The sequence below is a fragment of the Thiorhodovibrio litoralis genome (assembly GCF_033954455.1).
GTDB lineage: Bacteria > Pseudomonadota > Gammaproteobacteria > Chromatiales > Chromatiaceae > Thiorhodovibrio > Thiorhodovibrio litoralis.
This window is the reverse complement of sequence record NZ_CP121473.1, coordinates 2,739,436-2,761,942: the sequence shown is the minus strand read 5'-3', so window position 1 is coordinate 2,761,942 and position 22,507 is coordinate 2,739,436. Positions and strand designations below refer to the sequence as shown.

Here is a 22,507-nt window from a genome sequence, read left to right as displayed (position 1 = left end):
GAAGCCATGAAAATCTGCATCGTCTCCGACAGCCATGATCGCGGTCCCATGCTGGCGACCGCCATCGCAGATGCCAAGACGCGCGGTGCCGAGTGCGTGTTGCACTGCGGCGACCTGATCGGCACCAACACCCTGTTGGCGTCGCTTAAGCTGGATTTGCCCATCCATGTCATCCACGGCAACAATCTCGGCGATCCCGTCTCCATTTCGCGACTGGCGTGCCGATCGGACGGCCAGCTTCAATACCACGGCAACGATGCCGACCTAAAGCTGCACGGTCGTCGCATCTTCATGACCCATTATCCCCATATCGGCGAGGCGTTCGCCTGTGCTGGAGATTACGACCTAGTCTGTTGCGGCCATAGCCACGAACCGGAGATCCGCTGCCTTGACACGGTCAAGGGCGGCAAGAGCTGGCTGGTCAATCCGGGCACCGTGGCCGGACTGGGTGCGCCAGCGGCAACCTGGATTTTTGCCGATCTGGACGACATGGTATTTGAGCTGCAGGAGCTTGAGCGCTGAGAGCACTGATCTCGCGCCTGCCCTACCCAAATACTTACTCAAAATCGGTGAGTTAAGGGTGAGTTAAGCAAAAAACGGGAAATCGTGACACAAAACGCGACACAAAAGAAAAGGGCCACCGAAAGGCAGCCCTTAATCTTTGAATTTGGAGCGGGAAACGAGACTCGAACTCGCGACCCCAACCTTGGCAAGGTTGTGCTCTACCAACTGAGCTATTCCCGCTTCGGAAGCGCGACATTATAGCCGGTGCACGGCGTCTGTCAAGGATTGGAAATTTGACTCAGGCCTCAGGCCTCAGGTGGATGCCCCATCAGGCTTGGCCAGGCGGCGCGGATGTAGAGCACCATGGACCACAGCGTCAGGATGGCGGCCAGGTAGAGCAGCGCCATGCCGATTGGCTCGATCGGCAGGCCGAGCATCGGCCCATCGATGATCAGCAAAAAGATGGCGATCATCTGCGCGGTGGTCTTGAGCTTGCCGGCCATGGAGACAGCCACCTTGGCACGGCTGCCGATTTCCGCCATCCATTCGCGCAGCGCGGAGACGGTGATCTCACGACCGATGATGACGGCCGCCGGCAGTGCCAGCAGAGCACGCGGATCGGCTTGCACCAGCAGCACCAGGGCGATGGCGACCATGAGCTTGTCGGCGACTGGGTCGAGAAAGGCGCCGAGCGGCGAGGTCTGATTCCAGCGTCGCGCCAGGTAGCCGTCGAGCAGGTCGGTCAGGGCCGCGGCACCGAACACCAGTGCGCAGACCGGCCGCGCCCAGGGCACCGGCAGGTAGAAGATCACCATAAACACCGGGATCAGCAGAATCCGCAGCAGGGTCAGCAGATTCGGAATATTGAGCATGCTAAAACGCCTCTTGGTCATCCATGGGTCGAGCGACGGGCGCGGACCGCACCGAAACCTCTCCCCCTTGCTTAGTTATAGTATGCGCACAAGGATCCGGCTAAAAACCGCATTTCGCAGTCATGAGTGTTTTCCCTCGCCTTGGCGGCTCTTGGCCCCTGTCAGCCCCTGCCTGCATCAGGCGGAATCCTGATTGACGGCCTGGTGAATCTGCTCGGCAAGCGCGCTGCTGATACCGTCGACTCGGGCGATGTCTTCGGCGCTGGCACTGCGCAGGCCGCGGATGCCGCCAAAGGCCTTGAGCAGATTAGCGCGGCGTTTGGGGCCGACGCCGGCGATGTCTTCCAGCACTGAGGTGCGTCTGGCCTTGTCGCGGCGCTGACGATGGCCGGTGATGGCGAAGCGATGCGCCTCGTCGCGAATCTGCTGCACCAGATGCATCGCGGGCGAATCCGCTGGGGCAATCAGCGCATGGCGCTGGTGCGGCTGCCACAGTTGCTCGGCGCCCGCCTTGCGGTCCGGCCCCTTGGCCACGCCGACTAGGCGCACGTCATGGATGCCGAGTTCTTCGAGAATACCGATCGCGGCGTTGAGCTGTCCGCGCCCGCCATCGATGAAGAGCAAATCCGGCACCGGCACCTCGCCGGCCTTGATGCGTTTGTAGCGCCGCTCGAGCGCCTGCGCCATGGCGGCATAGTCGTCGCCGGGGGCGATGCCCTCAATGTTAAAGCGGCGATAATCCGACTTGCGCGGCCCCTCGCCGTCAAACACCACGCAGGAGGCCACCGTCAGCTCGCCCTGGGTGTGGCTGATGTCGAAGCATTCCATGCGCGCGGGCAGTTCGTCGAGCCCCAGCAGATCGCGCAGCGCCTCGAGCCGCTGGCTGTAGCCGGCGCGACTGCCTAGGCGCGACTGCAGCGACAGGTCGGCATTGCTTTGCGCCATTTTCAGCCACTGGGCGCGCTCACCGCGCAACCGATAGCTAATAGCCACCTTGCGCCCGGCACGCTCGGCGAAGGCGCTTTCGAGAAACTCCAGCTCTTCCGGCGCCTGGCTCACCAGCAGTTCCGGTGGAATCGGCTTGTCGGCATAGAACTGGGTCAGAAAGCCCGCCATGACGGTCCCAGGCGTCGCCTCCGCTGGTGCCTTGGGGAAAAAGCTCTTGTTTCCCAGGTTGTGTCCGGCGCGGATGAAAAACACCTGCACGCAATGCAGCCCGCCCTCGCTGGCATGGGCCAGGATATCGAGATCACCACCGCCAGCCGTCACATACTGGCGCTGCTGGATGCGCCTGAGGGTGGCGATCTGATCGCGCAGCACCGCGGCGCGTTCAAACTCCAGCGCATCGGCCGCTTCGTCCATGCGCTCGCCGAGCTCGCGGATGACTTCATTGGTGCGCCCGTCGAGGAACTTAATGGTCCGCGCCACATCCTCGCCATAATCCTGCTCGCTGACCAGCCCGACACAGGGCCCGGTGCAGCGCTTGATCTGATACTGCAGACAGGGCCGCGAGCGATTGCGAAAAAAGGTATCGCGGCACTGACGCACCGGGAAGATTTTCTGCAACAGCTGCAGCGTCTCGCGCACCGCCGAGGCGCTGGGATAAGGCCCGAAGTAACGCCCCTTGGTCTTGCGCGAGCCGCGATAAAAGGCCAGGCGCGGAAAGCGGTCCTGGGTGCTCAGATAAATGAACGGATAGCTTTTATCATCGCGCAGCAGCACATTAAAGCGCGGCTGATGGGATTTGATCAGGTCCGCCTCGAGCAGCAGCGCCTCGCCCTCAGTGCGGGTGACCGTGACCGCAACATCGGCGATCTGCGCCACCATTACCTGCAAGCGATGGTTCAGCGAGCGGCTGAAATAACTACTGACGCGCCGCTTGAGCTCCTTGGCCTTGCCGACATAGAGCACGCCGCCTTCGGCATCGAGCATGCGATAGACACCGGGCTGAGTCGGGATGCGCGCAAGCAACGCGCGGCGGGACGCATCGCTCAGCATGGCCTGCTCCCGCAGCCACCTGCTCCGCTGCGATCAGGTCTGTCATTGGTGCGATTTTCGCTCATGTCCTCGGTGCGATTCGCTGCCGCTCCGGTGTTATCGACTGCCTTCAGGCCATCCCGGCGCCAGTTACCGGATCTGGATCAGGACCAGGCTCAGGCTCAGCAGCCGCGCTAGCCCTCGGGCCGGCCTGGTCGACCAGCATGCGGCAGCGCGCCATCACCTGATCGAACATCGCCTCGGTTAACCGCCGCGTCTGGGTGTTGTAGCGGCTGCAATGATAGGAATCCACCAGCCGCAGTCCGCCGGGCAGTTCATGCTCCGCGCCATGCGCGAACTTGAGCGCAGACTGCTTGAGCCCGCACCCCAGGAGCACCGCCCGGTGCGCGATCTGACCCAGCGCCAGCACCACGGCGCCGGCCGGCAGCCCGGCTAACTCGGCCCCCAGATAGCGATTGCAGGCGTGCATCTCCGCCGGCAGCGGCTTGTTAGCCGGCGGCAGGCATTTGACCGCATTGGTGATTCGGCAGTTGCGGAGCTTCAGCCCATCGTCAGCGCTAACCGACTCCGCGCGACTGCCGAAGCCGTGCCGATGCAAGCTGGCATAGAGCAGAATGCCAGCATAATCACCCGTGAAAGGCCGGCCGCTGCGGTTAGCACCGTGCATACCAGGGGCCAGCCCGACGATCAGCAGGCGCGCATTCGGATCGCCAAAAGGCGGCACCGGGGCGGCATGGTAGTCAGGATGCTCGGCCCGCACGCTGTCGAGGAAATCGGCCAGGCGCGCGCAAGTCCGACAGCTGGGGTCAAAGGTCACGGGCGCAAACATGGCAGTCTTCCATTCAGAATCGGCAACAGAATCAGGTCAGAATCGAGCATCGGTTGGGACACGCAAGCTTTGGCGGAGCGGCGCGGAGGCCATCATCGTCATGGCGCACACCCGGCTGCAGGTCAAACTCTTCAAGGCGCCTATGATAGCCTGCAATCCGAGATTGCTCTTCCACCGCGCTCGCTACTCAGTCTACCCACCCCCCCTGCCCGCCGAGGAATCCGACCCTGATGATCAAGCCCGACTATGCTGGTGGCGGCATCGTCAATCTGATGAGCTCGCTGCTGCGCGCGCGTGGCGGCGACAGCAGCCTGCCAGAGGCCAGCCTGCTGCCGTCAGCCGAGCTGGCCGGCCACCGGCATCTGGTGCTGATCGTCATCGACGGCCTGGGCGCGGACTGGCTGACCGCGCAGGCACCCAATGGCTTTCTTTCCGCTCACCGACTGGGCGCGCTGACCAGCGTCTTCCCGTCCACCACTGCAGCGGCGGTCACCAGCTTTCTGACCGGGGTGCCGCCGGCACAGCATGGTGTGACCGGCTGGTTTACCTGGCTGCGCGAGCTTGGCTGCGTGATGAAAATGCTGCCTGGTCAGCCGCGCTGTGGCGGTCAAGGCAACTGGGGGATGGTCGAGGACCTGAGCTGGCTGTTCTCCTGCCCTTCGGTGTTCGGGCGCATTGCCACAGGCTCGACCCTGATCAGCCCGAAGCAGATCGCGCATTCGGCTTTCAGCCGCGCCCATGCTGGCCCGGCGCGCGTGCGGCCTTATCGCAACCTGAAGGATTTTTTCCGCCAGATCGAGCAGGCCATCAAGCGCACCCGCGCGCCAAGCTACATCTACGCCTACTGGTCGGAGCTCGATCATCTCGGCCACAAGCATGGCATCGACAGCCCGGCGGCCAGCGCCCATCTGCACCAGCTCGACCAAGGACTGGCCGCGCTTAGCCAGCGGCTGTCCGGCCATGATGCCTGCTTGCTGGTCACTGCCGACCACGGGCAGCTCGATTGCACCGCGGCCGATCAGACCCAGATCGCCGATCACCCCGAGCTGGCCGATTGCCTGCGCATGCCTCTGTGCGGGGAGCCGCGCGCTGCCTTTTGCTACACCCGTGGCGATTCGATGGAAGCATTCGAGCAGGCCGTCCACAGCGCACTCAATGGCCGTTTCGACCTGATGCACTCTCAACAACTGATGGACCAGGGATTTTTCGGTCCCGGCGATCCACACCCGGAACTGCGGCATCGGATTGGAGACATCGTGCTGCTCGGTCGCGACAGTGCCGTGATCGGCGACCATCTGCCCACGGAAAAGCCGTTCAAGCAGGTTGGCGTTCACGGCGGCTTGAGTCGCGCTGAGATGCTGGTGCCCCTCTGTCTGATTCGTGTGTTTGATTCGGTAGCGGGTAGCGGGGAGAGTAGCAGCCTGTCAAGCGCCGCGCGCTGACTCTCCAAGCGTTGGCGCAATGTCAACTCGATGGCTCGGCCGTCTTCCAGTGCGCGATCGAGTTGCTCGGCTCCGAGCTCGAGGACACCGAGCTGGCCGCGTTGATCCATGAGTGCTTTTTGATCGGGCGCCAGAGACCGCTCGAGGCGTCGAATGGCGGCTTGCATGCGCGCCGCGCGCCTGCCCAGTCGTCCGAACCGCCCCGTCGCGCCGCTTGCGGTGCGCTCATGCTCAAGCGCCGCGAGATCCTCGCGCAAACGCTGCAATCTTGGTTCCTTGGCGCTGACCGCCGCCTCCAGGGATTGAATTGACTGCTTGCTTGCGCTGATCGCGCGCTCGGTCGCGGCGAGCTCACGGGCGAGATCGAGCTGACGCTCCTGCTGTGCGTCGAGCTCGGCGCGGAGCTGTTCGCGTTCGCGCTCGAGTGACTGGATCTGCTGCTCGCGCTGCTCTTGCTCGGCTTTGGCCTTGGCCGCAGCCCGTTGCTCCTGTTCCTGTGTGAGTTGCAGTCTGTCGCGCTGGCGTTCCAGCTCGGCTTCATCGCCGAGCCTTGCGCGCAGTTTCTCCAAACGCAGTTCGAGTTCGCGCTCGCGTGCCGCGAATTCGGACTCGCGCTGGCGCAGTTCCAACGCGAGCTGGCCATCAATGTTCTCGCGACGACGGCTGAGCAGTTCCCCCTCGTAGGTTTGGTCGGCGTTCATCCGCGCCAAGCGCCTGCGCGCCTCGATCTCGGCGCGGGACTCGGTAACCATGGCCTCGGGATCACGCTGCCATTGCCGCCAGCGGCGCGCGAATTCACCAGGTGTCAAACGACGGGCAGGGTCGTCATACTGATCGAAGCCCGGGATATCTTCCAGACCGCCAGCGAGATACTTGGGATATTGATCCTGAATGGTGTCGCTGTAATAGGCCTGCACGGCGGGCGGCTCGAAGAGCTTGAGCGCGATCAGAGCGAAGAACAGGATGCCAAGCGCAGCCTGGGCAAAACCCTCGACGGTTTCAAAATGCGGCACGCCTTGCTCGGCGGGACTCTCACGCAGCGCATTCAGCGCCTTGGAGCGCACCGCGAAGGTAAGTGCCGGCGGCGCGGCTGGTGGTTGCTCTGCCTCGACCTCCGCGGCGATACCGGCGAGCAGACCCTGCTGCTCGGTTCGCAGCTCCGTCAATGCGTCATTGAGACGATCGAGGCGTTCTTGTTCGTCGTTGATGCGAGCCTCGATGGGTGCGATGCGCTCGCTTAGCTCGGCGCGTTTGCCCGCCAGAGTCTCCGCGAGTTGATCAGCGCGGTCAGTCCACTTTTGCGCTTCGGGGCCAAATCCTTCGCGACGGCCATCGCGCCCGAGCACCTCGTCACCAACACGCTGACGCGCCTCGGCCAGATCCTGAGTCAGCACCTGGAGTTCGGGCCGGTACTCGGCAGTGAGTTGCTCTCGGCGTTCGCGCTCGCCTTCGATGGTCTGCTGCAGGACGCCGATTTGCCGTTCCAGATCCTGGGCGCGGGCGTTATAGCCGGCGCCTTGGCGAGCGGCACGCGCCTCGACTTGTTCGTTCAGATCACGCGCGCGCTGGTCAAAATAGCGCTCAACCTGGGCTTGATGCCAAGCGGCGATATCGTCGGCGCGGATCAGCTTCTCGACAAAGGGCGCGGTAACATAGAGCGAGATAGCCACAATGGCGACGCGCACCAAGAGGCCTAGCAGCCAGCGCAGCACCCGACCTTTGGCGGCAAGCCCTTTGTTGCTGGGCTGGGTATTCAGGCTGGGCTTTTCGGACATGACCAGCGAGGCATCCAGTATCCAGATGACCGCGAACATCAAGGCGAACAGAAAAAGGCCGACAGGTGGTCCGAGCCAAGCGGTTTCCGTTGGCACCATGGACAGGCCGACAGCCCCCCAGACGAAGCCCTCGATGCTGGCCATCAGGAAGACCAACACCCGCGCCGAGCCGATCCAGGCCGCTGCCGCCGGCGTCAGCAGCGAGTCGCCGTAGGGTCTTAATCGTAGATAATCGATGAGGCGCATGGCAGTGACCCGGCTTCAGTGGTGAAGACCAACTACCCGAAGACTAACTACCCGGTGCCGGCCAAAAGCTGATCAGTCTTCGCCGCCATCACGAAGTCGTTGCGGTGCAGCCCACCGATTTTGTGCGACCACCAGGTGACAATGACACTGCCCCACTCTGTCGTGAGCTTCGGATGATGGCCCTCGGCCTCGGCGATCGCGCCGACGCGGTTGGTAAAGGCGAGCGCTTGCGCGAAGTCCGGGAATTCAAATCCCCGCTCGAGCTGGCGAACCCCGTGGCGGGTTTCGATCCGCCACTTCGGTATCTCGGCCATCAAGTCGGTGATTTCCTCATCGGAGACCTTGGGCGCCTCGGCACGGCACGCCTCGCAGGATTCTTGGTTCAGTATCGCCATGACAGGCTCCTTTGGTTCAAACGGTTGGATATGCTACCGGAGAATCCCTGATGTGGGTTATCGCAAGCTCTTTCTGCCAAAACACGCCCACACCGGTCGATGATCCGAGGCCTGGCGACTGGTCGAATTGCGCTCGACGCCGCCTGCCTTGAGTTGCAGCCCCGTGTAAAACACCCGATCCAGGGTCAGCAACGGCCAGCGCGCTGGATAGGTCGGCCGCGCGGGCACGGTGGACAGACGCTGGCGCAGGGGCTTAAGTCCCGGCGACCAGGCGAAGCCGTGATTGAAGTCGCCGAGCAGCACCAGCGGCGGAGGCGACGGCTGTGACTGCCAGCGATCGATCCGCGCGGCCAGTTGGGCCACCTGCGCGCGCCGCTCGCGGATGCCAAGTCCAAGATGGGTCGCCATCACCCCGACTCGCTGCCCGTGCTGTTCCAGTTCGGCTTCGATCAGCCCGCGCGGCTCGCGGCCCGGCACGCTGAGGTCGAGCAGATGGCGCGTCTTGATCGGCCAGCGGCTGAGCAGCAGGTTGCCATAGTCGTTGTAGTCCCTGCGCAGCGTCGGGCCAAGCAGTGGCTCATAGCCAAGCGCGGTCAAGCGCGGCAGCAGCGCCAGGGTGGCGGCGGCGGGCGCGGGTTCGGTGGGAGTTTCGACCTCCTGCAGGGCGATCACATCAACATTGAGCGCGCGGATCACCTCAAGAATACGCCCCCAGTTGCGCCGGCGATCGGCGCCGATGCCGCGATGGATGTTGTAGCTGGCCAGGCTAAACAGTTCACCATCAGGCATGTCACCATCAGGTATGTCACCATCAGGTATTTCACCCTCAGGCATCACGCGTGTCCTTGAGCAGACGCCGTCCCACCCAGGCCAGACCGGCCAGCGCCAGGATGCCGACCAGCAGCAATGCCAGGGTACGTGGGTCGGCGCGGCCGAGCACCGCCATCAGCCCCTCGGCAAAGACGGTCAGCGCGAGGATGCCGGGCAGCATGCCGAGCAGGGTGCCGAGCAGGGTGCCGAGCAGATAATCGCGCCAGCGCAGCGGCAGCACCCCCGCCACCAAGTTGAGCACGGCAAAGGGCGCCACTGGGACGATGCGCACCGTCAGGATGGTCAGCAAGCCGCGCTGTCCAAGCCGATGCGCGATGCGCGACACCGTCGAGCCGCCCAGGCGATCAAGCAGGCCGCGCCCGAGCCAGGCACCCAGCAGGCGGCCCGCCGCCGCCGACAGGGTCGATCCCGTCAGTGCCACCAGTATGCCGGTCAGCGGATCAAACAGCAGCGCGCTGGCCAGAATGAGTAAGGTGACCGGCACCGCCGCCAGACTCGCGATGACGAATCCGATCGTCGCCAGCGGCGGCCCCCAGAGGGTACCTGAGAGGCGCCCGGCCGCATCGGCTAGTGCCTGCGGATCGAGCCAGGCACCGAGCGGGGTCCAGCGCCACAGGGCCGCCAAGGTCAGAAACACCGCCAGCAGGCCGAGTGCCACGGCCAGCCGGCGACGCACCGGGGTGGCCTTGGGGTCCTCGGCGAGCACTGTCGTCACCTGGGCGGGATCGAGCGGGCGGTCGGGATCGACCAGGCGCTCGTCGGGCAATTGGCGCTGCCAGTCTGGGTCCACCGCGCCGTCGAGCTCGGCCAGATGCGGTGCTGAGACCGCTTGCCCTTGGGAGCGCAGCTGCTCGATGGTGGCGATCAGGCCTCCACCTTGCGCCTGAATGGCTTGTTCTTGCGCGCCGATTTCGGCTGGGGTCAAGCCGAGCCAGGGTGCCAGCAGGCGGTGGCGCAAGGCGGCGATGGCGGCTGCCTCCGCATCATCGCGCGCGGTCACGGACAGATCGCATTCACTGTCCAGGCCCATCGAGCGGTTACTGAGATTCGCCGAGCCGACCCGCAAGATCCGATCATCGGCGATCAGCAACTTGGCATGCACCATGGGCGTACCGGCGGTCGGGCCGGGTACCTCTGGGTAATAGACTTTAAAACGCCCATGCCGGTCGGCCCGACGCAGGCTCGCCAGCCGTCGCGAGCGCATCACGTCCATGGTGCGCTGTTGCAGCCAACTGCCGGTTTGTTCCGGCAGCAGCAGTACGATCTCTGGGCCTTGGCGCCGCCGCAATGAGCGGCACAGGTCGGCGACCACCGTGCGCGCGCTCAGGTATTGGTTCTCCAGATAGAGAAACCGCTGCGCTGAGGCGATCTGTTCGCGATAGAGCTGCTCGACCTCGCGCACCTCGGGGCGACCCTGGTAGCTTGGGACGGTGAGTGCGATAGTCACGGGGATGTCGCGCAACAGCGGCGCGACACCTGGGGGCCAGGGGTCCTCATCTGTCGCCCCCGCTGCGCAGGCATTAGCTAGCGCCGAGCCACCGCCGGCGTGTTGCCAGCGCTCGATCAGCAGCCGTTCAAGCGCGCCGGCGGCCTCGGCATCGACCAGCAGTTGCACATCATGAAAGGGCGGATAGGGCTCACCGCTCGGGTCGCGCCGATGCGGGTCGTCAGCCCGGTGCGCGGGGGTATCCCAACGCCATTGCCCGAGGTCGAAACCGCCGCAATAGGCGATGCGCCCGTCGATGGCGACCAGCTTTTGATGCTGACTGGCCGCCAGCGGATGGGCGGAATCCTTGCAAAAATGCTGCCGCGGATGCTGCTGCCAGGGGTCATGGCCGAAGAACAAGGGCTCGCGCTCCAGCGCATAGATAGGCGCATAGTCCCACAGCAGGATAAACACCTCGAGTTCGGGCGCGCGCTCGAGTTGGTGGATCAGCAGGGCGCCGAGTTCGCGCGGATGACCGTCGTCGGGACCGCCGCGCTTGAGCTCGATACGGCTGTGGATATCCCAGGCGGCGATGATGATCCGCCGCCGGGCGCACAGGATGGAGTCGCGTACGGTGGCGAAGTAGTCCTCGCCGTCGACCAGCGCGGCGAGGCGCTCGGTGCCGGCTTGTTGTGGTCTGTCGTTGTTCGGAGATGTCATCGGCATGCGCTCAGGATAGCAGGTTCGCTGGTGCGCCCTGCCCTACCGGGTTGGACGTGTGTCGGACATCGGGTTTCTCCCTTGGCCGGCACCTTGATCGGCATCGAAGCTCAACGATGGGTCAGGCCGTATTTTCTGACCCGATAGCGCAGCGTCTCATGCTTAGTGCCGAGCATAGGCGCAGCGGCGGTGACCTTGCGGTCGCTGCGCTCAAGCACCGTCTGAAAATCAGCGCCCGGGTTTGGCGGTGACGGAGCTTCCGCCAAGATAGCTGGCGGGGCTGTATTTGAGCTGCTGATTGCGGGCCTCCTGATGCAGGCGCCGTTGCGCCATGGCCGCGCGCTTGGCGCCGCCGAACACCAGAGCGAGGCGGTCGCGTGCGCAAGTGGTCCGGCGGGCCAAGGGCGACTGGGGCACTAGGACCCGTTGTCCTCGGGGAAAAGCGCCTGCATGCTGTCATCCCAGGCGTCACCAAGGGCTTGGTAGCATTATCGTCCTGATTGATCGCATACCCACCGCGGGCGCATGCTTGCAAACAACTCGCAGCGCCATGTTCAGCTTGGCCGGATGCGTTTCTCGGCCGGCGATGCAAAGAAATTATCCGGCGCCATCCACGACGACGCAAAGCTTTCACGTCGGTGCAGTGTGAGAAATTTCGTGCCGTGGCGACCTTGCATAGCTTGCAGCCGCCCTGCACTCTGTTCCAGCGCCAGATTGAAACCGATCTGGGAAGCCAACCTGGCCGAGATCCAGCGGATTCTAGCCGGCCCGACGAAAAGGAGCACCCCATTCGATGTCACAGCAAGCCGTCAGTCTGTTCGCCGGGATCGGGGTGCTGTCCCTGGCAGCGCATTGGCTCGCCTGGCGCGTGCGTCTGCCAGCCATCGTCTTCCTGCTCGCCGCCGGCATCGTCGCCGGGCCGCTCACCGGTTGGCTTAGTCCGGATGCCCTGTTCGGCGAGCTGCTGTTTCCCATCGTGTCGCTGGCGGTGGCGATCATCCTGTTCGAGGGTGGTCTGAGCCTGCACCTGCATGAGGTCCGCGGGCTAGAAGCGCCAGTGCGCCGGCTGTTAACCCTCGGGGTGCTGATCACCTGGGCCAGCACCACGGCGCTGGCCTGGTTTTTCGTCGATCTCTCGCTGTCGCTTGCGGTGCTCTTCGGGGCTGTCACCGTGGTTACCGGGCCAACCGTCATCGGCCCGCTGCTGCGTAGTGTGCGCCCCACCCAAAAGGTCGCGCGGGTGCTGCGATGGGAAGGCATCGTCATCGACCCCATCGGCGCGCTCATTGCCGTGCTGGTGTTCGAGTTCGTGCTGAGCACCGGTGGACAAATCAGCCTGGGGGCCTCCCTGCTGACCTTCGGGCTGCTACTAATGGTCGGCCTGCTGATCGGCGCCTTGGCCGGCTGGGTCACCGGGGAGGTGCTACGACGCTATTGGCTGCCCGGCTATCTGCACATTCTCGCCACCCTGGTCGCGGCCATCAGCGTGTTTTATCTCGCGAACCAGATTCATGCCGAATCCGGGCTGCTAGCGGTCACGGTGATGGGCATCTGGCTGGCGAACATGAAAGGCGTTCCCTTGGACGACATCCTGCCGTTCAAGGAGAACCTGAGCTTGATGCTGATCTCCGGGCTGTTCGTGCTGCTGGCGGCGCGGCTGAACCCAACGGCCATTCCCGCGCTCGGCTGGGGCGTGGTCGCCTTGCTGCTTGGCATGCAGCTGCTCGGGAGGCCGCTGGCGGTGCTGGCCAGCACCTGGGGAGGCACCTTGTCCTGGCCCGAGCGCGGTCTGCTGGCCTGGATCGCGCCGCGCGGGATCGTCGCCGCCGCGGTCTCGGCGCTGTTCGCGCTGCGCCTCGAGGAGGCCGGCCATGCCGGCGCCGAGGCCCTGGTGCCCCTGACCTTTCTGGTGATCCTGTTCACGGTCATCGTGCAAAGCGCCACGGCCAAGCCGCTGGCCGCCTGGCTCGGCGTGCGCGAGCCACCACCGCGCGGGGTGTTGATCGTCGGCGCCAACCGCGTCGCGCGCGCGATCGGCGCTGCCTTGCAGCGGCTGGAGATCCCGGTGCTGCTGACCGACCCGAACTGGGACCAGGTGGCCGAGGCACGACTGCAGGGCCTGCCGGCCTACTACGGCAACCCAACCTCAGAGCACGCCGAGCAGCACCTGGAGCTGACCGGCCTAGGGCTGCTGTTCGCCCTCTCGCCGCGCGCCGACCTCAATACCCTGACCAGCCTCGAGTTTGGCAAGGTGTTCGGTCGCAACAAGGTCTTTCGGCTGCCGCCCGGCGAGCGCGACCCGCGCTTGCCGGCCGAGATCCGCCGCCGCCACCGCCGCGATCAAACCCTCTTTGGCGCTCAAACGACCTATGCCAAGCTCGCGAGCCTGCTCGGACAGGGCGCCGAGATCCGCACCACGGCGCTGACGGGGGTGTTTGGCTGGGAGGATTATCTCAAGGAGTATCGGGGACGGGTGACCCCCTTGTTCGCGATCAATCCGCAGGGCGCCATCCTGCCCTTTGACGGAAGCGAGAACCCACAACCGCGCGCCAACTGGACGGTGGTTGGGCTGATTCAACCGCGCGAACCGGCGAGCCAAGGCGCTGATTGATCGATTGTTCGATCATCGTCTCGAGGCCGTCAAGAAGGTCGACGCCCCCGCGCTGCGGGCACGCAAAGCTGGCGGTCTGCCTGGCATCGACGCGGACAGTGTTGCTGTCCGAACCCATGGGTAATCAATGGTGCGGCTTGACGAGTGCTTTAACGACGAAAAAGAGTGTCTACACGACGCATAGGAAGTTTCGCGTCATGTAATCAGCTTATATGTCGCGAATGCAGGTTTCGCGACATATAATCTGTCCCATGCCAAAAAAGATTCCAGCAGAAGAACTTAACGCCATCCTCGCGCTCGTGGGCAACCATCATCCGAACCCTGTGCAGGTCCGGACGATTCGCGACGGTTTGGCGGATGAGTTGCCGCCGCGGATGCTGCAACGGCGCCTGGCTTTGTTGGTCGATCAGCGACGGCTGACGGCCGAGGGGCGCGGCAAAGGCAGGCGCTATCGTTTGCCTCCCAACCACTTCGTCATGCAGGCTCGGCCCGGTCAGTTCGAAATCAGTGGTCAAGCGGTTGGTCTCGAAATCTACCCGCCCGTTTCGCCCGAGGCGTTAGCCATCAAGGAGGCGGTCCGCGCGCCCATCCAGCACCGGCAACCGGTCAGCTATCAGCGCGCCTTTCTGGAAAGGTACCGGCCGAACCAAACCTTCTATCTGACGGAGGAAACACGTCAGCGTCTGGTCGAAATGGGGCGCCCGCCCGACGCTGAACGCCCGGCCGGAACCTATGCGCGCCGAATCTACAACCGTCTGCTGATTGATCTTTCTTGGAATTCCAGTCGCTTGGAAGGCAACACCTATTCGCTGCTGGAAACCGAGCGGCTGCTCGAACTCGGCGAGGCGGCAGAGGGAAAGGACGCACTGGAAGCGCAAATGATCTTGAACCACAAGGCGGCCATTGAACTGCTTGTCGAGCAGGCCGACGAAATCGGTTTCAATCATTACACCATCCTGAATCTGCATGGCCTGCTGGCGGACAACCTGCTCGCCGATCCGCTGGCCGGTGGCCGTTTGCGGACGATCGGGGTCGGCATCGCCGGGACTCTCTACTATCCGCTGGATGTGCCACAACTCATAGAAGAGTGCTTCCGACAGGTCCTCGATACCGCAGCCGCGATTGCCGATCCGTTCGAGCAAGCCTTCTTTGCGCTCGTGCACCTCGCGTACCTGCAACCCTTCGAGGATGTTAACAAGCGAGTTTCGCGTCTTGCGGCAAATATCCCCTTGATTCGACAGAATCTCTGCCCGCTGTCGTTCGTCGATGTCCCGGAGCGCGCCTACATCGATGGCGTGCTGGGTGTCTATGAGATGAATCGCATTGAGCTGTTGCGCGATGTTTTCATTTGGGCCTACCAGCGTTCCTGCGCGCGCTACTCCGCCGTGCGCCAGTCGCTCGGCGAGCCGGATCGATTCCGTTTGCGTTACCGGGCGTTGATCGCCGAGATGGTCGCGAAAGTCGTCCGCGACAGGCTCGACAAGAAGGCCGCAACCGCATTGATCCGGCAAGGTGCCGCGGAGCAGCTACCGGCGGAAGATCAGGGGCGCTTTGTCGAGGTAGCGGAAACAGAGCTGATGAGCCTTCATGAAGGCAACATCGCGCGCTACCGCCTGCGGCCTGCAGAGTATCAGGTGTGGCGGCAAGGCTGGCATTGAGGGCGTTTGCGCCTGCCGTAACCCCGAGAACTCAAAGTCATTGTTCTGCGCAAATGGTGACGGCGCAAAGGCCGGCGCGCATGATTGGCGCCGGGACCTTGTCGCGACGCCTGCGTTCCACCCCGCCGAGCCCGTATTTGCGCACCCGATAGCGCAGCGTCTCGCGCGTGGTGCCGAGCATGCGCGCGGCGGCGGTGACATTGCGGTCGCTGCGCTCAAGCGCCGTCTGGATGATGGTGCGGTCCATGTCCTCCAGCGCCAAGGAGCCGTCGAGCGGGATGATCAGCTGGTCGCCCTCGACACTGGGGCCGGTGCCCGGGGTCTGTGTCGCCACCCCCTGACCGAGCTGCATTCATTCGAGCGGGAAGACCTCGCCGGTGGCGAGCAGCACAGCGCGCTCGACCACATTGCGCAACTCGCGCACATTGCCGGGCCAAGAGTAGGCGCGCATGCGGGCATAGACTTGGTCGGAAATCTCGCGCACCTGGCGCCCGGAGTGGGCGTTGTTCTCCGCCACCAGAGCCTGAACCAGATCGGGCAGAGGTGGCCTGGGAGGCGCTCGCGCAGATCGCCGGGCCGGTTTGGGTCGTCTGCAACTCGGACCTTGATTCCCAAGACCTGGTGACCGCTGCCGCCGCGCAGGCCGCTTTGCGGCGAAGTTGGTGCACGGGCAGGCCGGAGGATGCGCCTCGGTCTGGCGGCTACGCTAGGTCACGCGCCCGGGGTGATGGTGCGTTTCACTGGGCTAACCAAGGGGTATCTCGTTGGAATCTCTGCGGGATGCTCACACCAGCTGCCAGTCGCTGGTTGATCTCAGCACCGCGCAGCAGTTGGCGAAGCTGATGCGCTCGGCAAATGCCAAAAACCTTGCCTGGTACCGACATCGGATTTAGCCAAGCCAGTAATGTTCGGCTCTGCTTCTGACTCTATCGATCACAGCCGAATCCTCCATGGTCGAGAGTTCCGCATAAAGCGCCGGCGCTATGTTGCGAAACACATCCACTAGGCGAGCATCGAAATGGCTTCCGGCGTCGCGTTCGATGATGGCCATGGCCTTTTCGAGGGACATGGGTTCTTTGTAGGGTCTTTTGGATGTCAGCGCGTCGAAGACATCGGCAATTGCAAAAACACGTGCCGCAAGAGGAATGCTCTCACCTTTCAGTCCTCGGATATAGCCCGAACCATCAAATTTTTCATGGTGAAACTCCACCACTTCCTGGCCTTTTTGTAACCATTCAGAGCTTGAGACGATGTCCACTCCAAGTTTGACGTGGGTTTTCATCGTGGCAAACTCCTCTGAGGTGAGTTTGCCTGGCTTGAGCAGAATGGCGTCGCTAATGCCGATTTTGCCGACATCGTGCAGGAATGCACCGATCATTAAATCGCGAATGCTGTCTTCCTTCATACCCGCTGCGGCCGCCAGTTCCAGCGCCAGCAGGGTCACGCGATAATTGTGGATGTTGGTGTCCGAATCCCGCTTGGCGATGGCGGCACCAAGGGCGTCCAGGGTCTCCAGGTTGCCGCGTAGGACCTGTCGGGAGCGCTCCAGCACAACCCGATTGAGGGACAGGATGACTGGAATCATGACCAGCGAAGTGAGCAGGACGGCCGCGATGACTACCAGCACGGTAATCAAAACGTCCTGTTTCAGGCGAGCGAGGATTTCCGGGGCCGCGACATAGACGCCTTCCAGGTAGCCGCTGATGATCCCATCTGCGTTTTTTACCGGAACCAGCACCACTAACACTAACTGATTGAGGATAAAATGCTTTTCGTAGTGCACTTCATCATCAACAGGAAACGAATGATGTTGAGCGGCGAGCAGTTCTTCCAGTGATTCCCAACCCGGTGCGACCTCTTCCACGAGCTTTTCGCGGTCGCGGTTGTAAAGTTCCACCACAACGAATTGCTCGTACAGCGCATTTTGGGCCTGGGTTTGCAGTTCGCCTGGACTAGACTGATCCAGGTTGTGGTGCTCTAGTGCTTCACTGTCAATGTGGTTTGCCGCGGCTACCGCCATCCCCAGCACCCGCTCATCAATGCGTTCGGTTTCGAATCCCCAAACCGCCAGTCCCATCAATAGGCTCGTCACCACTCCTACCAACGCTAAACGCAATGCCACTTGGCTCATCGGATGCCGGATGGCGCGTGTCGTAGGTGACGTCAATTTGAATACTCCTTCATTTGCAACAGAGAGCCGAGCGATTATTCTTTTTTTGGATCAGCGTTGTATTGTGAATCTATTCCAGTCATCAAGGTCAAGCATTCCAGGGCAATCGCATCAAGGTCCACTAATATTCGAGTCGCCTGACATCGTCTTCCGCCGTGGCGGATCGGGCGGCTCAAAAAGCAGTTTTCCCAGGTATTTCTCATTCCACCCAGCCGTCAATCGCTTGTTGTGAATCCCCAGTTTATGCGTGGAGTCCTTTTTCAGCCGAGTCAGGGCAAGATGTCTCAAGACCGCGAAGTTCTCCCGTGCAATCGGCTCGCGCAGGCGCGACTCATCTTCGCGAAAGCCGATATCCAGACACCAGTGAACCGCGTTTTCGATCCCCCAATGGCCGCGCGCGGCTGTAGCAAAGGTGTCGGCGTTGATGCCACAGCTCCCGATGTAGTAGCGTGTCTCTTGCGTGATTTTGCCGTTGCAGGTGCGCTCACTCTGCACCATGCCGATCATGTTCATCCCCTTCCAGCCTTCGCTGTGTGGCACCGCGCTGAGGTCTTCAAGCGTGCGGTAGCGACGGGTTTCGACGCGGCCATGTCCGCTGTCGCGCGTTTCAACGCCCTCAGAGACCAGTCCGGCATAGCCGCGCGCATCGGCTTCGATGAATGCTTCATTGACCTCTTCGACCAGGTGACCTTGGTTGCCTTTGAGGGCCAGCAAGTAGTCGCCGCCTTGGTCGATAATTTGCGCGGCAATGGCTTTCTGGCAGCCCATGGCATCGATCGTGACGATGCATCCGCGCAGGCAGAGCAGTTCCAGCAACTTCGGAATCGCGGTGATCTCGTTGGACTTCGCTTCGGTGGCAACCTGTCCCAGCACCATCCGGTTCGCCGTGGCCCATGCGCTGACCATATGCAATGCCCCCAGTCCGCGTGCCCGATCAAAGGAGTGACGCAGGGTCTTGCCATCAATGGCCACCACCTCCGCCGGGATCAGTTCGCGAATCGATTCGGCCCACGAGCGGAAGCAGGCTTGAAAGGCCGCCGGCTCGATCAGCGAAAACACCCGCCCGAAGGTATCGTGGGACGGAATCCCATTGGGCAATTCCAGAAACTGCCGCAGCCACGCCTCCTTGCTACGCCCAAACTGTGCGATCGCCGCGAAGCCCTCGGCCCCGCCAAGAATAGCGGCGATGGCGATCACGATCATCTCCAGAAGAATGTGCCGCCGCTGCGTGGGGTTGCGCGGATCGAAAAGTGGGGCAAAGTGCCGCGTGAGTGCGTGATCAAGGGCAGTAGCAGATGGCATGGCAGGTCTCCGAGTCAGGCAAGTATTTTCAGCTGATTATCTTGGAAACCTCTACCTGTGTCTAAAAGTATATTATTAAGCGTTGATGCGATAGCCCTGCAAGCATTCGGTCAAGCTTTATGTACACAAACGGCGTTGCGTCCGGCTGCCTTGGCCGCGTAGAGGGTATCGTCGGCATGCTTGATCCAATGATCGAGACTCTCCCGCGGCGCCCACTCGGCGACGCCGAAGCTGGAGGTGACTTGCCCCACATCGGCGAAGGCTTCATCGGCAATCAGGGTGCGCAGCTTTTCGGCCAGCAGTGCCGCATCGCTGAGCCTGCAGTTTGGCAGGATCACGGCGAACTCTTCTCCGCCCCAACGGGCAAGCATGTCGACTACGCGCAGATTGCGGCGCACCCGATTGGTGATCTCGATGATGATCTGGTCACCGACGAGATGGCCGAAGTGATCGTTAATTGCCTTGAAGTGGTCGATATCGAACAAAACGATCGACAGGTGCTCGCCATAGCGCTCTGCGCGGCTGATCTCGATCTCGGCCCGGTTTTCGAACGACCAGCGGTTTTCGATTCCGGTGAGGTGGTCCGTGGTGGCCAGGCGCTGGAGCATATCATTGGCCTCCCGCAAGGAGCGGTTTGAGCGCTCAAGCTGCTCCTTTGTATCGGCTAATGCCTCATCGGCACGCTTGCGCTCAGTCATATCGCGCGCAACCCCGATCCGAACCCCCAGGGACTGGGACCAACTGGCCGTCCATGACAGCTCGACAACTCGGCCATCCTTGCGCCGGTAACGATTTTCAAACTGCAGTGTGGGGGTCCCCTCCATGACCTTTTTTGCCGCCTGCTGCGTCTGTTCCCGGTCTTCCGGAAGGACCAGATCGATCATCTGCTTGTCGATCAACTCCTCCCGCGTGTACCCAAAGATGGTCTCGCAGGCGCCATTGACGTAGGTGAAGCGACCGTCGGCATCGACGATGCAGACCGCATCGAGCAGCAAATCCAGGACTTCATTTTCCCAGGGGCGGTTGGTTGTTTTAGTCGTCACGATAGCAGGGATGACGTGAATCCGTGAGGTGAATGGCCCAGAACCGCATGTCTCATCGAACGGGATAGGGGACAATAGAGAGCTGAGTGCGATAGGACAATGGAGTGGATTGCACTAGGCATCGGTCACGTCAGCCTGAGGTTCGAGCCGATCAAGGTCGAATTGGTCGGTCAGCCACAACACCAGAGTGGCTGCGCCGGCCAGCACCGCCATAGTGGAGATCACGACAAGCCGAAGATGAAGCAAGGGAGGCGCCAAGGGTTACTCAAGTGCATGTCGAGAAGTGCATTTCGAGGCGGCAGCCAAATCCGGGAATCTCAGTCTCCCACAGGCAATGGCGCGCGTTGCCGTCACCTTTATCGCTTGCGGCATCGCGGGTGCGTTTAGTAAGCTTGGCGGTTGGCGAGCACTTACCTGCAGCCACCATTGTCACCAAACAACAACTGGCTTTGATAGTAAATCAGCCTGGCAGAGCACACAAGCGAAAGCGGTAACATATTGTTTTTATAATATATTGTCGCAAAAGAACGCGACGCGCTAGTACAGCATCGCAAAGCACCGAAATTCTGTTATCCGCAACCTAGAGGTTCCCGCCTCCCATGCCGTGCTCTAGCTCTCCTATTACCAAGGCCAAAACCGGCATTCAAGGACTTGATGAAATCACCGGCGGCGGGCTCCCTGCTGCGCGGCCAACGCTCGTCTGTGGCGGCCCAGGCTGCGGAAAGACCTTGCTGGCGATGGAGTTTCTGGTCCGCGGCGCAACCGAGTTCGGCGAGCCTGGCGTCTTTATGGCGTTCGAGGAGAACATGGCGGAGTTATGCGCCAATGTCGCCTCGGTCGGCTTCGATCTTGAGGACCTACTGGAGCAGAAAAAACTGCTCATTGATGAAATCACCCTGGACCCACAGCAGGCTGAGGCCACCGGGGAGTTTGATCTCGACGGGCTCTTTCTGCGCCTGGCCGATGCCATCGATCGCATCGGCGCGCGCCGCGTGGTGCTCGACACCATGGAGCGGCTGTTTGCCAGCCTACCGAATCCGGCAACCGTGCGCGCCGAGATCCATCGGCTATTTCGCTGGCTAAAGGATCGCGGGGTGACCGTGATTCTCACCGGGGAGCGCGGCGAGGAGACCCTGACCCGCCACGGGCTTGAGGAATATGTCTCCGACTGCGTGATCGTGCTCAGCAATGAGCTGAACAATCTCGTCTCCACGCGGCGGTTGCGCATCTTGAAATATCGCGGTTCTCGCCATGGGACTAACGATTATCCCTTCCTGATCGCCGACGATGGCATTTCCATTCTTCCCGTCACCTCCATCGCGCTGGTGCATGAGGCATCGCGAGAGCGCATCTCCAGCGGCGTGGCGCGGCTCGACGAAATGCTCGCCGGGCAAGGGTTCTTCCGCGGCAGCTCGGTGCTGCTCTCTGGTACCGCGGGTACCGGTAAATCGAGCTTGGCCGGCCATTTTGCCAACGCGGCCTGCGCCCGCGGCGAGCGGGTGCTGTACTTTGCCTTCGAGGAGTCGGCCAGCCAGATCGTGCGCAACATGGAGTCCATTGGCATGCACCTAGGCCAATGGATCGAGCAGGGTCAGCTGAACCTTCACGCCACCCGGCCGTCCTTCACCGGCCTCGAGATGCACCTGGCACTCATGCACAAGGCGATTGCGGACTTCAAACCCCAAATCGTCATCCTCGACCCGCTCAACGCCTTTTTGGAATCGACTGAAACCCGGCAGCTGCTGGAAGTCAAAGCCATGCTGATGCGCATGCTCGACTTCATCAAGCTCGGAGGAATCACCGGCTTTTTCACCAGCCTGACCGGCGGCGGCGAGGCGTCAGATCGCACCGATGTGGCCATTTCCTCCCTGATCGACACCTGGATCGCGCTCACCAGCGTGGATACCAATGGCGAGCGCAACCGTCACCTTGGCATCATCAAGTCCCGCGGCATGGCGCATTCCAACCAGACCCGTGAATTCCAAATCACCGATCAGGGCGTGCAACTGCTTGCGGCCTATGTCGGCACCAGCGGTCGGCTGAGTGGCTCCGCGCGCATTGCCGAGCAACACCGCATCAATGCCGAGCAGGCCGCGCAGCAACGCAAGCTCGCGTGTGAGCTCCAGGAAATGGACTTGCAGCGCTCAGCGATGGAAGCCCGCATCGAGACCATGCGCGCAGAATTCGACCTGCGCGCAGCGCGGATTGCAGCCAGCCCGGAAACCGATCCCGACAGCGCGTCTGCTTCCATGTCGGACAAAGGACCGCAGGCCGATATTCCCGTTCCAAACGCAACCCGGCCCGGAGACTCCCATTGAGCACCGCGGCGCCCCCTGACAACGCGGCATCCGACGACACACTGCAGCTGCGACTCTATGTGGTCGGGCAAAGCCCAAAATCCGTTGCCGCCTACAACAACCTGACGCGTCTGTGTGAGCAGCGCCTGACCACGCCTTTCAGCATTGAGGTGGTCGACCTGCTCGAGAATCCCGAGCTTGCGCGCGAGGATCAAATCCTCGCCATACCAACACTGGTGCGGCGCAGCCCCGCGCCCATGCGCCGGGTGATCGGCGATCTATCCGATGGCGAGCGCGTCCTGCGTGGCCTGGATATCTCCTCATCGGCGATCGCCTCAGCGGATCACCGAGGTGCGAGCCCAGCAAGCGGCAGCATCTGACGCAGCGC

Annotated in this window: 21 protein-coding genes and 1 tRNA gene; 6 read left to right on the top strand and 16 right to left on the bottom strand. The window is 62.5% G+C overall.

Going from position 1 to position 22,507, the window contains the following annotated elements:
* Window positions 1-6 precede the first annotated feature (6 nt).
* On the top strand, window positions 7-522 hold the full coding sequence (locus tag Thiosp_RS12305; protein ID WP_201068248.1) for a metallophosphoesterase family protein: 516 nt from the start codon (window positions 7-9) through the stop codon (window positions 520-522).
* A gap of 146 nt (window positions 523-668) precedes the next feature.
* Here the strand turns inward: Thiosp_RS12305 and Thiosp_RS12300 are convergent.
* The 4 genes from Thiosp_RS12300 to Thiosp_RS12285 form a co-directional block, all read right to left on the bottom strand.
* Window positions 669-744, bottom strand: a tRNA-Gly gene (locus tag Thiosp_RS12300).
* A gap of 65 nt (window positions 745-809) precedes the next feature.
* Window positions 810-1,376, bottom strand: coding sequence for a CDP-diacylglycerol--glycerol-3-phosphate 3-phosphatidyltransferase (gene pgsA, locus Thiosp_RS12295; protein WP_201068247.1), 567 nt, complete (start codon window positions 1,374-1,376; stop codon window positions 810-812).
* Between the two features lie 177 nt (window positions 1,377-1,553).
* Window positions 1,554-3,374, bottom strand: coding sequence for an excinuclease ABC subunit UvrC (uvrC, locus tag Thiosp_RS12290; protein ID WP_201068246.1), 1,821 nt, complete (start codon window positions 3,372-3,374; stop codon window positions 1,554-1,556).
* 109 nt (window positions 3,375-3,483) lie between these two features.
* The gene (locus Thiosp_RS12285) at window positions 3,484-4,203 is read right to left on the bottom strand and encodes a uracil-DNA glycosylase (RefSeq protein ID WP_201068245.1); all 720 of its coding nucleotides are present in this window, start codon (window positions 4,201-4,203) and stop codon (window positions 3,484-3,486) included.
* Window positions 4,204-4,433: 230 nt separating this feature from the next.
* On the opposite strand from Thiosp_RS12285, the gene Thiosp_RS12280 reads away from it, so the two are divergent.
* Window positions 4,434-5,645 carry an alkaline phosphatase family protein gene (locus Thiosp_RS12280; RefSeq protein WP_201066379.1) on the top strand — a complete coding sequence of 404 codons (1,212 nt, stop codon included), beginning with the start codon at window positions 4,434-4,436 and terminating at the stop codon, window positions 5,643-5,645.
* On the opposite strand, the gene Thiosp_RS12275 is transcribed toward Thiosp_RS12280, so the two are convergent.
* From Thiosp_RS12275 to Thiosp_RS12250, 6 genes are all read right to left on the bottom strand, one after another.
* Window positions 5,534-7,666 carry a DUF4407 domain-containing protein gene (locus Thiosp_RS12275; RefSeq protein WP_201066378.1) on the bottom strand — a complete coding sequence of 711 codons (2,133 nt, stop codon included), beginning with the start codon at window positions 7,664-7,666 and terminating at the stop codon, window positions 5,534-5,536. The genes Thiosp_RS12280 and Thiosp_RS12275 overlap by 112 nt on opposite strands.
* Before the next feature lie 47 nt (window positions 7,667-7,713).
* On the bottom strand, window positions 7,714-8,061 hold the full coding sequence (locus Thiosp_RS12270) for a 4a-hydroxytetrahydrobiopterin dehydratase (protein ID WP_201066377.1): 348 nt from the start codon (window positions 8,059-8,061) through the stop codon (window positions 7,714-7,716).
* Between the two features lie 57 nt (window positions 8,062-8,118).
* A complete protein-coding gene (locus Thiosp_RS12265) occupies window positions 8,119-8,850 on the bottom strand; it encodes an endonuclease/exonuclease/phosphatase family protein (protein WP_201066376.1) in 732 nt (243 codons plus the stop codon).
* A 37-nt stretch (window positions 8,851-8,887) separates the two neighbouring features.
* Window positions 8,888-11,038 carry a VTT domain-containing protein gene (locus Thiosp_RS12260; protein WP_201066374.1) on the bottom strand — a complete coding sequence of 717 codons (2,151 nt, stop codon included), beginning with the start codon at window positions 11,036-11,038 and terminating at the stop codon, window positions 8,888-8,890.
* A gap of 228 nt (window positions 11,039-11,266) precedes the next feature.
* The gene (locus Thiosp_RS12255) at window positions 11,267-11,455 is read right to left on the bottom strand and encodes a hypothetical protein (protein WP_207188046.1); all 189 of its coding nucleotides are present in this window, start codon (window positions 11,453-11,455) and stop codon (window positions 11,267-11,269) included.
* A 137-nt stretch (window positions 11,456-11,592) separates the two neighbouring features.
* Complete coding sequence (locus Thiosp_RS12250) at window positions 11,593-11,775, bottom strand: hypothetical protein (protein ID WP_201066370.1); 183 nt, start codon at window positions 11,773-11,775, stop codon at window positions 11,593-11,595.
* Between the two features lie 56 nt (window positions 11,776-11,831).
* Here Thiosp_RS12250 and Thiosp_RS12245 point away from each other — a divergent pair, with 56 nt between their 5' ends.
* Window positions 11,832-13,649, top strand: coding sequence for a cation:proton antiporter (locus Thiosp_RS12245; RefSeq protein WP_201066369.1), 1,818 nt, complete (start codon window positions 11,832-11,834; stop codon window positions 13,647-13,649).
* 350 nt (window positions 13,650-13,999) lie between these two features.
* Window positions 14,000-15,307, top strand: a complete 1,308-nt coding sequence (locus Thiosp_RS12240; RefSeq protein WP_323696445.1) for a Fic family protein — start codon at window positions 14,000-14,002, stop codon at window positions 15,305-15,307.
* A gap of 37 nt (window positions 15,308-15,344) precedes the next feature.
* Here the strand turns inward: Thiosp_RS12240 and Thiosp_RS12235 are convergent, their stop codons facing one another.
* The 6 genes from Thiosp_RS12235 to Thiosp_RS12210 all read right to left on the bottom strand — a co-directional run bounded on the left by Thiosp_RS12235 (window position 15,345) and on the right by Thiosp_RS12210 (window position 20,068).
* A complete protein-coding gene (locus tag Thiosp_RS12235; protein WP_323696444.1) occupies window positions 15,345-15,641 on the bottom strand; it encodes a helix-turn-helix domain-containing protein in 297 nt (98 codons plus the stop codon).
* An 18-nt stretch (window positions 15,642-15,659) separates the two neighbouring features.
* Window positions 15,660-15,824: an AAA-type ATPase lid domain-containing protein gene (locus Thiosp_RS12230; RefSeq protein ID WP_242518530.1), complete on the bottom strand. Its 165-nt coding sequence runs from the start codon at window positions 15,822-15,824 to the stop codon at window positions 15,660-15,662.
* Between the two features lie 372 nt (window positions 15,825-16,196).
* Window positions 16,197-17,474, bottom strand: a complete 1,278-nt coding sequence (locus Thiosp_RS12225) for an HD-GYP domain-containing protein (protein ID WP_242518529.1) — start codon at window positions 17,472-17,474, stop codon at window positions 16,197-16,199.
* Between the two features lie 114 nt (window positions 17,475-17,588).
* Entirely contained in the window at window positions 17,589-18,779 is a 1,191-nt protein-coding gene (locus tag Thiosp_RS12220) for an ISAs1 family transposase (protein WP_323696443.1), read from the bottom strand.
* A 110-nt stretch (window positions 18,780-18,889) separates the two neighbouring features.
* Window positions 18,890-19,822, bottom strand: coding sequence for a sensor domain-containing diguanylate cyclase (locus Thiosp_RS12215; RefSeq protein WP_201064485.1), 933 nt, complete (start codon window positions 19,820-19,822; stop codon window positions 18,890-18,892).
* A gap of 114 nt (window positions 19,823-19,936) precedes the next feature.
* Window positions 19,937-20,068, bottom strand: coding sequence for a hypothetical protein (locus Thiosp_RS12210; RefSeq protein ID WP_274607890.1), 132 nt, complete (start codon window positions 20,066-20,068; stop codon window positions 19,937-19,939).
* Window positions 20,069-20,421: 353 nt separating this feature from the next.
* Between Thiosp_RS12210 and kaiC the strand changes: the two genes are divergently transcribed.
* Window positions 20,422-22,140, top strand: a complete 1,719-nt coding sequence (gene kaiC, locus Thiosp_RS12205; protein WP_201064477.1) for a circadian clock protein KaiC — start codon at window positions 20,422-20,424, stop codon at window positions 22,138-22,140.
* The gene (locus Thiosp_RS12200) at window positions 22,137-22,499 is read left to right on the top strand and encodes a circadian clock KaiB family protein (protein ID WP_201064475.1); all 363 of its coding nucleotides are present in this window, start codon (window positions 22,137-22,139) and stop codon (window positions 22,497-22,499) included. The genes kaiC and Thiosp_RS12200 overlap by 4 nt, the downstream gene beginning before the upstream one ends.
* Window positions 22,500-22,507: the final 8 nt, after the last annotated feature.

Excerpts from the sequence above, each read along its gene's own strand:
- Thiosp_RS12305 (WP_201068248.1), top strand. The coding sequence starts at position 7 with ATGAAAATCTGCATCGTCTCCGACAGCCATGATCGCGGTCCCATGCTG.
- pgsA (WP_201068247.1), bottom strand. The coding sequence starts at position 1,376 with ATGCTCAATATTCCGAATCTGCTGACCCTGCTGCGGATTCTGCTGATC.
- uvrC (WP_201068246.1), bottom strand. The coding sequence starts at position 3,374 with ATGCTGAGCGATGCGTCCCGCCGCGCGTTGCTTGCGCGCATCCCGACT.
- Thiosp_RS12285 (WP_201068245.1), bottom strand. The coding sequence starts at position 4,203 with ATGTTTGCGCCCGTGACCTTTGACCCCAGCTGTCGGACTTGCGCGCGC.
- Thiosp_RS12280 (WP_201066379.1), top strand. The coding sequence starts at position 4,434 with ATGATCAAGCCCGACTATGCTGGTGGCGGCATCGTCAATCTGATGAGC.
- Thiosp_RS12275 (WP_201066378.1), bottom strand. The coding sequence starts at position 7,666 with ATGCGCCTCATCGATTATCTACGATTAAGACCCTACGGCGACTCGCTG.
- Thiosp_RS12270 (WP_201066377.1), bottom strand. The coding sequence starts at position 8,061 with ATGGCGATACTGAACCAAGAATCCTGCGAGGCGTGCCGTGCCGAGGCG.
- Thiosp_RS12265 (WP_201066376.1), bottom strand. The coding sequence starts at position 8,850 with ATGCCTGATGGTGAACTGTTTAGCCTGGCCAGCTACAACATCCATCGC.
- Thiosp_RS12260 (WP_201066374.1), bottom strand. The coding sequence starts at position 11,038 with ATGACATCTCCGAACAACGACAGACCACAACAAGCCGGCACCGAGCGC.
- Thiosp_RS12245 (WP_201066369.1), top strand. The coding sequence starts at position 11,832 with ATGTCACAGCAAGCCGTCAGTCTGTTCGCCGGGATCGGGGTGCTGTCC.
- Thiosp_RS12220 (WP_323696443.1), bottom strand. The coding sequence starts at position 18,779 with ATGCCATCTGCTACTGCCCTTGATCACGCACTCACGCGGCACTTTGCC.
- kaiC (WP_201064477.1), top strand. The coding sequence starts at position 20,422 with ATGCCGTGCTCTAGCTCTCCTATTACCAAGGCCAAAACCGGCATTCAA.